Raw genomic sequence first — 13,395 nt, 5'->3', positions numbered from 1 at the left:
ATTAGTGGCTGTAGGGGCGTTTCAAATTGCAGTCACGATTGAGTTCGACGCCGAAACCGGGTTTATCAAGCACTGATTTATGAATACGACCATTCACCGGCACTGGCTCATTAAGCAGAATCGGATCAAATTGCGGACGCATCGTTGAACAATCCGGGCTGGTCATCAGGAATTCGCTGAATGGCGTATTGGTGAAGGTGATCACCGCATGGTGAGAGTAAACAGACGAACCGTGCGGCACCACCAGTTGCCCTCTGGATTTGGCGATTGCGGCAATTTCCACCAGCGTGGTTAAGCCACCGCACCAGCCAACATCCGGCTGCATAATGTCGATACCGGTTTCTGAAAGCGTACGGAAAGATTGCAGTGTGCCGTGATGCTCACCGCTGGTGACCATCATTCCGACTGGCGCGTTGCGTTTCAGTTCGCGATAACCTTCATACTGCTGTGGCGGCAGGCACTCTTCGATCCATTTCAGGTTATAGGGCGCGCAAGCGTGGGCCAGTTTGGTGGCATAGTTCACGTCCTGACTCATCCAGCAGTCGAGCATTAACCAGAAATCCTCACCGCATTTTTCACGCATATCCGCGACCATAGCGGCATCTTTGTGGATCCCCGCATCGCCATCATGTGGCCCCCAGTGCGTCGGCATTTTGCCACCGATAAAGCCCATCTCTTTTGCCAGATCCGGACGCGCACCTGTGGCGTAGAACTGAATCTCATCACGAACTGCGCCGCCTAAAAGTTTATAAACCGGAAGCCCGACCACTTTGCCGAACAGATCCCACAGAGCCAGATCGACACAGGAAATCGTGTTCATCACCAGGCCACCAGAGCCGGAGTAATACAGGGTGGCATTGAGCATTTGATCGTGGATCAGTTTGATATCACTGACACATTTACCCTCAATGAAACGGTTAAGATGTTTTTCGACAATAAAACAGCCCATTTCACCGGCTGTCGAAACGGCGAATCCGGTCTGGCCGTTTTCTGCTTCGACTTCAACAATCAACGTGCCAAGAACGTTAATGCCAAATGACTGGCGTGACTGCTCGTAATCGCGGTATTTACTCATCGGGGTGGCAATATGATCATCAATCCAGTGATTTGCCCCCTGGTCGTGATAATCACCGCCGCCAGCGCCTTTTTCTGCTGTCGCACCGCCAGTAAACCAGGCGCGAACCTGTTTGATTTTTGGTAGGGTCATAATGTTCTCCATTGTTATGAGGCCTGTAAGTCAAAGGGACTTTTCCATCCCAACAGACGTGAAATATCCCTGGCGCAGGCAATGGCCTTGCCCGCCAGATAATCACGGTATTCTTCATTGATTTGTAAGCGGGTACCGACCACCGAAATCGCAGCGGTAAGCTCGTTATTGGCGTTAAACACCGGCGCAGCGACACAACGGACATCAGCATAATCTTCGCCGTTGTCATAACTCCAGCCCTGACGGCGAATACGCGCCAGTTCCTCGTAGAGCCGTTGTGGATGGGTAATGGTGGTGGGTGTCATCTGCTCCCAGACCAGCTCTTCGATAATACTTTGCTGTACAGCTGCAGGTTGCCAGGCAAGCAGGCATTTACCTATTCCGGAGCGATAAAGCGAAAGGCTTTTTCCTTCATGGGAACGCACGCTGATAGTGGCTGATGACTCCACTTTCAAAATGTAATAAGCGCTGCCGTTATCAATAATCCCCAGGTGACATAACAGCCCGGTGGTATCCATCAGTTGCGTCAAACGCGGTCGAGCCAGTTCCCGGAGATCCATCTTGCTTAACGCATGACCGGAAAGCTCCACCAGCTTGGTCCACAAACAAAAATTTTCCTGGTGATCAAGGCTAAGAAAACGCTGACGCCTGAGTTCATTAAGCAGCAAATAGGCCGTGCTTTTAGGGATCCCCAATGTGTCAATGATCGTCGCAGCACTACAGGGGCCAATGCGGGCAATCAAATTGAGAATATCAATAGCCCGTGTTAGGGCGGGAACTTTGCTTGATTCCAACATACTGGACTCCAGTCTTAGATACTGGAATCAGTCTCGTTGCTCAGGGGGAGTAAAATTGTGAAGCGCATCAAATCCCGCACCTCGTCCAGCGGACTGGAGAAATTACGCACAAATTTGTGAATCAGCGCACGGATTTTTTCTTATTGAGTACAACAGGTTGGACAAATTTTGCCGGAGGGGGAATGTGCCGGTGCAGTAAACCGGCACAGAGTGGCGGAATCAGACGGATAAGGTCATGGACTCAACAACCTCAATCCAGCCATGCTCACTGGCAATGTCCTGGCCGTTTAACCAACGGCGCAGCATATTCAGTGCCATCATTGCGCACACTTCCTGACGGATAGCCAGGCTGTAGCGCGTAGTGCTGAAACGCACACGCAGAGCGAAAGTGCCATCTGGCGTGGCTAGCGCAAAGTTGAGATGCTCGTTCTCGAAACCCGAAACAGCCAGTGCCAGCCCGGCAAAATGGTTGGCCCGCCGTTCTGTAATCCAGTGCGCAGTTTGCGCCAGGGTTTCTTCCTGTGAAGGAACCACTTCACACGCCAGCAATGGAGCACCTGCGCGAGAAAGTTGCAAAGCCAATAAACCGCTGGTGAATTGCTCGCTCAACGTCAGGCTGAACTGGCGGTTTTGCAATTCGCGACTGATCTGCGCGGGCAGTCCTTCGGTGCCTTCGAAAATCACGCTCTGTCCGGCAACACGTTTAACGTCCAGCCACAGTTTTTCCATCGCCTGTTGCTCGCTTGCCGGTCCGGTGAGTTTCAGTTCGATGATAGGCATTGAGGAGCGATAGCCCATTGTTACGCCCGGCGGCAGTTGTAGAGTGTCCAGGCTTTGTGCCAGATCGCTTTCCGAACGACCAAAGGTAGTTAAACGCAGACAAACCGGCGGCTGTGGTAAAGAAAAACGCTCGCGCAGACGCGGCAGGATTTCGTGCTCGACCATCACCTTAAATTCTGACGGTACGCCGGGGGTAAAGAACATCAGGCAACGATTAAGCTGCACGGCAAAACCACAGGCGGTGCCTACCGGGTTATTGATAAATTCAGCACTGGCAGGTAGCTCCGCTTGTTTACGGTTGCTCGGTGCCATTACTCGTCCACGTTCGTGGAAATAGCGTTCCATCTCTTTGAGCCAGGCTTCATGCAACACCAGGCCTTCACCTCTTGCTGTCGCAGCGGCGAGTGCGCTTAAATCATCACTGGTCGGCCCCAGCCCGCCGTTAACGATCAGCACATCGGCGTGCTGACTCCGTTCGCGAAGAATGGTCACTAAGTCATCAAGGTTATCCCCCACCGTATTGCGGCGAGATAATGGCAACCCCTGATGAAAGAAAAAATCGGCCAGCCAGGCAGCGTTAGTGTCAACGATTTGCCCGTGTAACACTTCATCCCCGGTGGATAGCATTTCCACTTTTAACATGGTTATCTCCTGCTTTTGTTATCGAATCACTATAACGCAAAGGGAGATAAGGCGTAGTAAGAAACTGAATGGCGCGGCAGAATGCCGCGCCGGAAGGGATCAGAAACTGGCGTTAACCCCAACATACGGGCCGTCAGCCACGGCGTTGTCGCGGTTACCATCTTTACCCGACAGATTCAGGTAGCGATAACCCGCCTCAATGCTGACTGGACGCATAATGGTGTAACGCGCGCCAGCATTCGCTTCCTCATAACTTTGAATACCGCTGGAGAGCGAATCCGGAGAGTAGTAATACTCACCAAACAAGCGGAAGCTGTCACCAATTTGCCACTGCAAACCACCGCCAACTGCCGCTGCATAACCTTCATCACCGTAATTCGGGTTGGTGTAAACGCCTTTTCCGCCAACGGTCGCCATTAATGGCCCGAGAGGCAGATTCAACCCCAGCCCCACGCCCGCGGCATCACCGTCGTCGTCGTTATGTGTCCAGTTACCGCTTAACGCCAGGCCCGTCGATTCAGTCCCAAAACCGACACCAATATTGGTGTATTCTTTACCCGCCTGGCCGCTGATGCTCATTGCATTGACCGATGCAGAAACCAACAGCATTCCGGCCAGACCTGCTAGCGCAATTTTTTTCATTATCCTCTTTCCCACAAGCAATTAATCAAAATTCCCAAAGCTGCGGGATTGTACTGCCTGGCGCAGAGGATTCAATGAGCGAAAAAAGGGATCTAGTCACTTATTGTAACTAAATACTTCTTAAATAATTAAACGCCGAAAAAATAAACACACTTTATCGATACACACAAAAATAATAATAAATGTAGTTATCATCGCAAAAGAGATTACTGTCACTTTCACATATTTCTGAGTTACCGTATTCTCATGGTTTCTTTTTATTTATAAGGAATACCCCTGTGCGACAACGGACTATTGTATGCCCTTTGATTCAAAATGATGGTGCTTATTTGCTGTGTAAAATGGCCGACGATCGCGGCGTTTTCCCCGGTCAATGGGCGCTTTCGGGTGGCGGCGTGGAGCCTGGCGAACGAATTGAAGAGGCACTACGCCGCGAAATTCGCGAAGAACTGGGAGAACAGCTGCTTTTGACAGAAATCACGCCGTGGACCTTCAGCGATGATATTCGCACCAAGACGTATGCAGATGGTCGCAAGGAAGAGATTTATATGATTTACCTGATTTTTGACTGCGTTTCTGCCAACCGAGAAGTGAAAATAAACGAAGAGTTTCAGGACTACGCGTGGGTAAAACCTGAAGATCTGGCGCACTATGATTTGAATGTCGCCACCCGAAAAACGTTACGTTTGAAAGGTCTTCTGTAATAATGATGACAGCCATTACTGGCTGTCAGATTGAAAATTTAGTGGTTAACGAATTCCCCATCCAGATAAACTTTGCCTTTTTCCACATGCATGACTAAACCATCCAGATAATCAGGTTTAAATGTCGCATCACGCTTATCTTTAGCAATATATGTCAGGCAATGATTATGGGTGAAAATAACGATATTTTTATCAGGCGCTTTGCTTTGTAAGTCCTTAATTGCACTATAAATCTCATTACCGCACTGAAGAAGTCGTTTATCTACCGTCAGCTTTTTACCCGCTGAAAACCAGGTCGCCGACTGAATGGTCCGGACGGTATTACTGGAATAAAGATCGAAATCAGGGATATCAGCACTAAAAGCGTTGCCCAGTTCACGGGCATCCTGGGTACCTTTGACCGTAATACCTGTTTTATCTGACAAGCATTGATTGGTTGAACGATCGCAACGTTCAGCATGGCGAAACAAAACGACAACCGGATGCTGCTGTGCCAGTCTGGCCAGCGTTTTATTGTCGATACGTGGCAAACCATTGCTACTCCAGGCGGCATGAGTACCCAGTCCGGCAATTGCAGCGAGCGCCAGTAAAATGATGAAATATTTTTTTGACTTCAACGAAGAGCGGCAAAAAGCTAACACGTAAACTCCACCTATAGACAAGCGCAACCAGACAATTACCGTGAAATTGAGCGACATTTCTGGCGATAATTAGCAGTTGGTGTAATATTAAAAATCCTGCGATGCCGGCAAAATGCCTCAAAATTTTGCCAAATGCAAAGCCTAAATAAGAAAAAATATAAAAATTTCAATATTTACGTCTAATATTAGTTTCTTAAGGTTAAGTTAATATTCTATCCTTAAAATTTTGCTCCAAATGGCAAAATATACACAACACTCTTTATAGCAAATATAAGTGGACAGGTATTCAATGGCGGAAGGAAAAGCAATGTCAGAATTTTTGCCTTTTTCGCGACCAGCAATGGGCGTGGAGGAACTCGCTGCAGTTAAAGAGGTTCTCGAATCCGGTTGGATCACAACCGGTCCGAAGAATCAGGCGCTTGAACAAGCCTTTTGCCAGTTGACGGGAAATCAGCATGCCATCGCGGTCAGTTCAGCCACCGCCGGAATGCATATCACGCTAATGGCGTTGGAAATTGGCAAGGGCGATGAAGTGATTACGCCTTCCCTGACCTGGGTTTCAACCCTCAATATGATTTCCTTGTTGGGTGCAACGCCGGTAATGGTGGATGTCGACCGCGATACGCTGATGGTCACGCCTGAAGCGATCGAGTCAGCCATTACGCCACGCACTAAAGCCATCATTCCGGTGCATTATGCCGGTGCGCCAGCAGATATTGACGCCATTCGCGCCATTGGCGAACGTTACGGCATCGCAGTTATCGAAGATGCTGCCCATGCCGTCGGTACGTATTACAAAGGGCGACATATTGGCGCAAAAGGTACCGCTATTTTTTCGTTTCACGCCATCAAAAATATTACCTGTGCGGAAGGTGGCCTGATTGTTACAGATAATGAAAACCTTGCCCGCCTGCTACGGATGCTGAAATTTCACGGTCTGGGTGTCGATGCCTATGACAGACAAACCTGGGGCCGTGCACCGCAAGCTGAAGTCTTAACGCCGGGCTATAAGTATAATCTGACCGATATTAACGCCGCGATTGCCCTGACCCAGTTAGCCAAATTAGAGCACCTCAACACCCGTCGGCGCGAAATTGCTCTGCAATATCAGCAAGCACTGGCAGCTCTCCCCTTTCAGCCATTAAGCCTTCCCGCCTGGCCGCACGTTCACGCCTGGCATCTGTTTATTATTCGTGTCAATGAACAACGTTGTGGTATCAGTCGCGATGCGTTGATGGAAGCGTTAAAAGAAAGAGGCATTGGTACCGGGTTACATTTCCGCGCCGCTCACACACAAAAATATTATCGCGAGCGTTTTCCCACGCTGTCGTTACCGAATACCGAATGGAATAGCGAACGCATCTGTTCGTTGCCGCTGTTCCCGGATATGACCACCGCCGATGCCGACCGCGTCATCACAGCCCTTCAGCAACTCGCAGGACAATAAGCCATGTTTGAAATCCACCCTGTTAAGAAAGTCTCGGTGGTTATTCCCGTTTATAACGAGCAGGAAAGCTTACCGGAATTAATCAGGCGCACCACAAAAGCCTGTGAATCACTGGGGAAAGAGTATGAGATCCTGCTGATTGATGACGGCAGTAGCGATAATTCCGCGCATATGCTGGTCGAAGCCTCACAAGCGGAGAACAGCCATATTGTGTCTATTTTGCTTAACCGCAATTACGGGCAACATTCAGCGATTATGGCGGGATTCAGTCACGTTACTGGCGACTTAATTATTACCCTTGATGCCGATCTCCAGAATCCGCCAGAGGAGATCCCCCGCCTGGTGGCAAAAGCCGATGAAGGCTACGACGTGGTAGGAACTGTGCGTCAGAACCGCCAGGACAGCTGGTTTCGTAAAACGGCATCGAAGATGATTAACCGGCTTATTCAGCGCACCACCGGCAAAGCGATGGGTGACTACGGTTGTATGCTGCGCGCCTATCGCCGTCATATTGTCGATGCGATGTTGCACTGCCATGAACGCAGCACCTTTATCCCGATTCTGGCGAATATCTTCGCCCGCCGTGCCATTGAAATTCCAGTGCACCATGCCGAGCGTGAGTTTGGTGAATCCAAATACAGTTTTATGCGCCTGATTAATTTGATGTACGACCTGGTGACCTGCCTTACCACAACGCCGCTACGTATGCTGAGTCTGCTTGGCAGCATTATTGCGATTGGAGGTTTTAGCATTGCGGTGCTGCTGGTGATTTTACGCCTGACCTTCGGACCACAATGGGCGGCAGAAGGCGTCTTTATGCTATTTGCCGTGCTGTTTACTTTTATTGGCGCTCAGTTTATCGGCATGGGATTGCTCGGTGAATATATCGGCAGGATCTACACCGATGTCCGCGCCCGCCCCCGCTATTTTGTTCAGCAAGTTATCCGTCCATCCAGCAAGGAAAATGAATAATGAAAACCGTCGTTTTTGCCTACCACGATATGGGATGCCTCGGTATTGAAGCCCTGCTGTCTGCCGGTTACGAAATTAGCGCCATTTTTACCCATACCGATAATCCCGGTGAAAAAGCCTTTTATGGTTCGGTGGCTCGTCTGGCGGCGGAAAGAGGCATTCCGGTTTATGCGCCGGATAACGTTAATCATCCGCTGTGGGTGGAACGTATTGCCCAACTCTCACCAGAGGTGATTTTCTCTTTTTATTATCGCCATCTTATTTGCGACGAGATTTTGCAGCTCGCTCCCGCAGGTGCATTTAATCTGCATGGTTCGCTGTTACCAAAATATCGTGGTCGCGCGCCGCTGAACTGGGTGCTGGTGAACGGTGAAACGGAAACTGGCGTTACATTGCACCGAATGGTGAAACGTGCCGATGCCGGGGCCATTGTGGCGCAACTGCGCATTGCCATTGCGCCAGACGATATCGCTATTACGCTGCATCATAAATTGTGCCATGCCGCGCGCCAGCTACTGGAACAGACATTACCCGCCATTAAACACGGTAATATTCTGGAAATCGCCCAGCGCGAAAACGAAGCCACCTGTTTTGGTCGCAGAACACCGGAAGACAGTTTCCTCGAATGGCATAAACCGGCATCCGTGCTGCACAACATGGTGCGTGCCGTTGCCGATCCGTGGCCGGGTGCCTTCAGCTATGTTGGTAATCAGAAATTTACCGTCTGGTCGTCACGCGTGCATTCTCATGCGCCCGCAGCACAACCGGGGAGCGTGATTTCTGTTGCGCCACTGCTGATTGCCTGTGGCGATGGCGCGCTGGAAATCGTCACCGGACAGGCGGGCGACGGCATTACTATGCAGGGCTCGCAATTAGCGCAGACGCTGGGCCTGGTGCAAGGTTCACGCTTGAATAGCCAGCCTGCCTGTGCCGCCCGACGCCGTACCCGGGTACTCATCCTCGGGGTGAATGGCTTTATTGGCAACCATCTGACAGAACGCCTGCTGCGCGAAGATCATTATGAAGTTTACGGTCTGGATATCGGCAGCGATGCGATAAGCCGTTTTCTGAATCATCCGCATTTTCACTTTGTCGAAGGCGATATCAGTATTCATTCCGAATGGATTGAGTATCACGTCAAAAAATGTGATGTCGTCTTGCCGCTGGTGGCGATAGCCACGCCGATTGAATATACCCGCAACCCACTGCGCGTATTTGAACTCGATTTTGAAGAGAATCTGCGCATTATCCGCTACTGCGTGAAGTACCGTAAGCGAATCATCTTCCCGTCGACTTCAGAAGTTTATGGGATGTGTAGCGATAAATACTTCGATGAGGATCATTCTAATTTAATCGTCGGCCCGGTGAATAAACCACGCTGGATTTATTCGGTGTCTAAACAATTACTTGATCGGGTTATCTGGGCCTATGGCGAAAAAGAGGGTTTACAGTTTACCCTCTTCCGCCCGTTTAACTGGATGGGACCACGACTGGATAACCTTAATGCGGCACGAATCGGCAGCTCCCGCGCTATTACGCAACTCATTCTCAATCTGGTAGAAGGTTCACCAATTAAGCTAATTGATGGCGGAAAACAAAAACGCTGCTTTACTGATATCCGGGATGGTATCGAGGCGTTGTACCGCATTATCGAAAATGCGGGAAATCGCTGCGACGGCGAAATTATCAACATTGGCAATCCTGAGAACGAAGCGAGCATTGAGGAACTGGGCGAGATGCTGCTGGCGAGCTTCGAAAAACATCCGCTGCGCCATCACTTCCCACCGTTTGCGGGCTTTCGTGTTGTCGAAAGTAGCAGCTACTACGGCAAAGGATATCAGGACGTAGAGCATCGTAAACCGAGCATCCGCAATGCCCGCCGCTGCCTTGACTGGGAACCCAAAATTGATATGCATGAAACCATCGACGAAACGCTAGATTTCTTCCTGCGCACCGTTGATCTTACGGATAAACCATCATGACCAAAGTCGGCTTACGCATTGATGTCGATACCTTTCGTGGCACCCGTGAAGGCGTGCCGCGTCTGCTGGAAATCTTGAGTAAGCATAATATTCAGGCCAGCATTTTTTTCAGCGTCGGCCCGGACAATATGGGCCGCCATCTCTGGCGACTGGTGAAGCCACAGTTTTTGTGGAAGATGCTGCGCTCAAACGCGGCATCGCTTTATGGCTGGGATATTTTACTGGCAGGTACGGCCTGGCCGGGTAAAGAGATTGGTCATGCCAATGCCGATATCATTCGTGAAGCAGCTAAACATCACGAAGTCGGCCTGCACGCCTGGGATCACCATGCCTGGCAAGCCCATAGCGGTAACTGGGATCGGCAAACATTGGTCGACGATATTGCACGCGGCCTTCGCACCCTGGAAGAGATCATAGGTCAACCGGTAACCTGTTCTGCCGCTGCGGGCTGGCGTGCCGACCAGCAGGTGATCGAAGCAAAAGAAGCGTTCCATTTGCGCTACAACAGCGATTGTCGTGGGGCCATGCCGTTTCGGCCACTGCTCGAATCAGGAAACCCTGGCACTGCGCAAATTCCGGTGACCTTACCCACCTGGGATGAAGTGATTGGTCGGGATGTGAAAGCAGAAGATTTTAACGGTTGGTTACTCAACCGCATCCTGCGAGATAAAGGCATGCCGGTTTATACCATTCATGCAGAAGTTGAAGGCTGCGCTTATCAGCATAATTTTGTGGATCTCCTGAAACGGGCAGCCCAGGAAGGCGTGACATTTTGCCCTTTAAGCGAACTGTTATCAGGGACGTTGCCGCTCGGACAAGTTGTTCGCGGAAATATTGCCGGACGTGAAGGCTGGCTGGGTTGCCAACAAATTGCGGGTAGTCGTTGATGAAATCGGTACGTTACCTTATCGGCCTCTTCGCGTTTATTGCCTGCTATTACCTGTTACCGATCAGCACGCGTCTGCTATGGCAACCCGATGAAACGCGTTATGCGGAAATCAGTCGGGAAATGCTGGCATCCGGCGACTGGATTGTGCCCCATCTGTTAGGGCTACGTTATTTCGAAAAACCCATTGCCGGATACTGGATTAACAGCATTGGGCAATGGCTATTTGGCGCGAATAACTTTGGTGTGCGGGCAGGCGTTATCTTTGCGACCCTGTTAACTGCCGCGCTGGTGACCTGGTTTACTCTGCGCTTATGGCGCGATAAACGTCTGGCTCTACTCGCCGCAGTGATTTATCTCTCATTGTTTATTGTCTATGCCATTGGCACTTATGCCGTGCTCGATCCGTTTATTGCATTCTGGCTGGTAGCGGGAATGTGCAGCTTCTGGCTGGCAATGCAGGCACAGACGTGGAAAGGCAAAAGCGCGGGATTTTTACTGCTGGGAATCACTTGCGGCATGGGGGTGATGACCAAAGGTTTTCTCGCCCTTGCCGTGCCGGTATTAAGCGTGCTTCCATGGGTTGCATCGCAAAAACGCTGGAAAGATCTCTTTATTTACGGCTGGCTGGCGGTTATCAGTTGCGTACTGACGGTTCTCCCCTGGGGACTGGCGATAGCGCAGCGGGAGCCTGACTTCTGGCACTATTTTTTCTGGGTTGAGCATATTCAACGCTTTGCAATGGATGATGCTCAGCATAGAGCTCCGTTCTGGTACTACTTGCCGGTCATCATTGCCGGTAGCCTGCCGTGGCTGGGATTACTCCCCGGAGCACTGTACGCAGGCTGGAAAAACCGCAAGCATTCCGCAACCGTCTATTTGTTGAGCTGGACGATAATGCCGCTGCTGTTTTTCTCCGTCGCTAAAGGCAAATTGCCCACCTATATTCTTTCCTGCTTTGCACCTCTGGCAATGCTGATGGCGCATTACGCTTTGCTGGCAGCAAAAAATAATCCTCTGGCGCTGCGGATTAATGGCTGGATTAACATCGCTTTTGGTGTCACTGGCATTATTGCCACATTTGTGGTCTCCCCATGGGGACCAATGAACACGCCAGTGTGGCAAACCTTCGAGAGCTATAAAGTCTTTTGTGCCTGGTCGATTTTTTCGCTATGGGCATTTTTCGGCTGGTACACCTTAACAAACGTCGAAAAGACCTGGTCTTTTGCCGCGCTTTGCCCGCTGGGGCTGGCGTTGCTGGTAGGATTTTCAATTCCTGACAGAGTCATGGAAGGAAAACATCCGCAATTTTTTGTCGAGATGACACAAGAATCACTTCAGCCAAGCCGCTATATTCTTACTGATAGCGTCGGTGTTGCCGCAGGTCTGGCATGGAGCCTGCAACGCGATGACATCATCATGTATCGCCAGACAGGTGAGTTGAAATACGGCCTTAATTATCCGGATGCGAAAGGGAGATTTGTCAGCGGTGATGAGTTCGCAAACTGGCTTAATCAACATCGTCAGGAGGGGATTATTACACTCGTGCTTTCGGTTGACCGCAATGAAGATATCAACAGTCTCGCCATTCCGCCCGCAGATGCCATCGATCGTCAGGAGCGTCTGGTGCTGATTCAGTATCGTCCCAAATGATCTGGCTAACATTAGTCTTTGCCAGCTTACTTAGCGTTGCCGGGCAGTTGTGTCAGAAACAGGCAACCTGCTTTGTGGCGATAAACAAACGGCGCAAACATATCGTGCTGTGGCTGGGACTGGCGCTGGCTTGTCTTGGTCTTGCCATGGTGCTCTGGCTGCTGGTCTTGCAGAACGTACCGGTAGGCATTGCCTACCCGATGTTAAGTCTGAATTTTGTCTGGGTGACGCTGGCTGCAGTAAAACTGTGGCACGAACCGGTATCGCCGCGTCACTGGTGTGGGGTGGCGTTCATTATTGGTGGCATTGTGATCCTCGGGAGTACCGTGTAATGGGCCTGATGTGGGGATTATTCAGCGTCATTATCGCCTCCGCTGCGCAATTAAGCCTGGGTTTTGCGGCGAGTCATCTGCCGCCGATGACGCACTTATGGGATTTTATCGCGGCGCTGTTAGCTTTTGGCCTGGATGCCCGGATACTGTTACTCGGGCTGCTGGGTTATCTGCTTTCCGTTTTTTGTTGGTATAAAACACTACATAAACTTGCACTAAGCAAAGCCTATGCCTTGCTCAGTATGAGTTATGTGCTGGTATGGATTGCTTCAATGGTACTTCCCGGCTGGGAAGGGACTTTTTCGCTGAAAGCACTACTGGGAGTAGCCTGTATTATGAGCGGGTTGATGCTGATTTTCCTGCCCACGACAAAACAACGTTACTGAGTTTTCCCTGCCACTTTACACTGCCGTTCCCACTCATCGGGGCTATAACTGCTTGCCGAGAGGACTTTCACCGTATGCAGCTTTTCACGATTAATACAATAAAGCGCATTCTGCAAAGGCGAGAGTAAATCCCCCACTTTCACGGCGAAGTCACTCTTCACTTCGGCGATCATTTTTATCGTGCCACCAGCATCACAAAGCTTAAGTACATGTCTGTTATCTTGTTTATCACAGCATGACTTTTTAACCAGCCATTCCATTGCACCACCCTGCTTGATAAGAATTTTCACATTAATTTACAGATTAACAGATAAACCTATTATC

At 50.2% G+C, this 13,395-nt stretch carries 14 protein-coding genes; 8 read left to right on the top strand and 6 right to left on the bottom strand.

Annotated features, from left to right (window positions below; genetic code table 11):
* Position 1: 1 nt before the first annotated feature.
* The 4 genes from rhmD to ACJHYD_RS01610 form a co-directional block, all read right to left on the bottom strand.
* Positions 2–1,207, bottom strand: coding sequence for an L-rhamnonate dehydratase (gene rhmD, locus ACJHYD_RS01625; RefSeq protein ID WP_001551380.1), 1,206 nt, complete (start codon positions 1,205–1,207; stop codon positions 2–4).
* A 14-nt stretch (positions 1,208–1,221) separates the two neighbouring features.
* Complete coding sequence (locus ACJHYD_RS01620; RefSeq protein WP_001551381.1) at positions 1,222–2,004, bottom strand: IclR family transcriptional regulator; 783 nt, start codon at positions 2,002–2,004, stop codon at positions 1,222–1,224.
* A 219-nt stretch (positions 2,005–2,223) separates the two neighbouring features.
* Positions 2,224–3,426: a nicotinamide mononucleotide deamidase-related protein YfaY gene (locus tag ACJHYD_RS01615; RefSeq protein WP_001551382.1), complete on the bottom strand. Its 1,203-nt coding sequence runs from the start codon at positions 3,424–3,426 to the stop codon at positions 2,224–2,226.
* Between the two features lie 99 nt (positions 3,427–3,525).
* Entirely contained in the window at positions 3,526–4,068 is a 543-nt protein-coding gene (locus tag ACJHYD_RS01610) for a YfaZ family outer membrane protein (protein WP_001551383.1), read from the bottom strand.
* Between the two features lie 278 nt (positions 4,069–4,346).
* Here ACJHYD_RS01610 and nudI point away from each other — a divergent pair, with 278 nt between their 5' ends.
* On the top strand, positions 4,347–4,772 hold the full coding sequence (nudI, locus tag ACJHYD_RS01605; RefSeq protein WP_001303598.1) for a nucleoside triphosphatase NudI: 426 nt from the start codon (positions 4,347–4,349) through the stop codon (positions 4,770–4,772).
* Positions 4,773–4,810: 38 nt separating this feature from the next.
* Here nudI and ais read toward each other — a convergent pair whose 3' ends face one another.
* The gene (gene ais / locus ACJHYD_RS01600; RefSeq protein ID WP_001306469.1) at positions 4,811–5,413 is read right to left on the bottom strand and encodes a lipopolysaccharide core heptose(II)-phosphate phosphatase Ais; all 603 of its coding nucleotides are present in this window, start codon (positions 5,411–5,413) and stop codon (positions 4,811–4,813) included.
* A gap of 307 nt (positions 5,414–5,720) precedes the next feature.
* On the opposite strand from ais, the gene arnB reads away from it, so the two are divergent.
* Genes arnB through arnF form a run of 7 tightly spaced genes read left to right on the top strand, consistent with a single transcriptional unit; the run spans position 5,721 to position 13,071 of the window.
* Entirely contained in the window at positions 5,721–6,860 is a 1,140-nt protein-coding gene (arnB, locus tag ACJHYD_RS01595) for a UDP-4-amino-4-deoxy-L-arabinose aminotransferase (protein ID WP_001376970.1), read from the top strand.
* 3 nt (positions 6,861–6,863) lie between these two features.
* Positions 6,864–7,832 carry an undecaprenyl-phosphate 4-deoxy-4-formamido-L-arabinose transferase gene (gene arnC / locus ACJHYD_RS01590; RefSeq protein ID WP_000461642.1) on the top strand — a complete coding sequence of 323 codons (969 nt, stop codon included), beginning with the start codon at positions 6,864–6,866 and terminating at the stop codon, positions 7,830–7,832.
* The gene (gene arnA / locus ACJHYD_RS01585; RefSeq protein WP_001551384.1) at positions 7,832–9,814 is read left to right on the top strand and encodes a bifunctional UDP-4-amino-4-deoxy-L-arabinose formyltransferase/UDP-glucuronic acid oxidase ArnA; all 1,983 of its coding nucleotides are present in this window, start codon (positions 7,832–7,834) and stop codon (positions 9,812–9,814) included. The genes arnC and arnA overlap by 1 nt, the downstream gene beginning before the upstream one ends.
* Complete coding sequence (arnD, locus tag ACJHYD_RS01580) at positions 9,811–10,701, top strand: 4-deoxy-4-formamido-L-arabinose-phosphoundecaprenol deformylase (RefSeq protein WP_001520904.1); 891 nt, start codon at positions 9,811–9,813, stop codon at positions 10,699–10,701. Before arnA ends, arnD begins: the two co-directional genes overlap by 4 nt.
* Positions 10,701–12,353, top strand: a complete 1,653-nt coding sequence (arnT, locus tag ACJHYD_RS01575; protein WP_001520905.1) for a lipid IV(A) 4-amino-4-deoxy-L-arabinosyltransferase — start codon at positions 10,701–10,703, stop codon at positions 12,351–12,353. Before arnD ends, arnT begins: the two co-directional genes overlap by 1 nt.
* On the top strand, positions 12,350–12,685 hold the full coding sequence (gene arnE, locus ACJHYD_RS01570; RefSeq protein WP_000638031.1) for a 4-amino-4-deoxy-L-arabinose-phosphoundecaprenol flippase subunit ArnE: 336 nt from the start codon (positions 12,350–12,352) through the stop codon (positions 12,683–12,685). The genes arnT and arnE overlap by 4 nt, the downstream gene beginning before the upstream one ends.
* Positions 12,685–13,071 carry a 4-amino-4-deoxy-L-arabinose-phosphoundecaprenol flippase subunit ArnF gene (gene arnF / locus ACJHYD_RS01565; RefSeq protein ID WP_000523864.1) on the top strand — a complete coding sequence of 129 codons (387 nt, stop codon included), beginning with the start codon at positions 12,685–12,687 and terminating at the stop codon, positions 13,069–13,071. Before arnE ends, arnF begins: the two co-directional genes overlap by 1 nt.
* On the opposite strand, the gene pmrD is transcribed toward arnF, so the two are convergent.
* Entirely contained in the window at positions 13,065–13,331 is a 267-nt protein-coding gene (gene pmrD / locus ACJHYD_RS01560; protein ID WP_001389849.1) for a signal transduction protein PmrD, read from the bottom strand. The genes arnF and pmrD overlap by 7 nt on opposite strands.
* Between the last annotated feature and the right edge of the window lie 64 nt (positions 13,332–13,395).

The organism is Escherichia sp. WS1368 (assembly GCF_046487485.1).
GTDB lineage: Bacteria > Pseudomonadota > Gammaproteobacteria > Enterobacterales > Enterobacteriaceae > Escherichia > Escherichia coli.
This window is presented reverse-complemented; position numbering and strand designations above follow the sequence as displayed.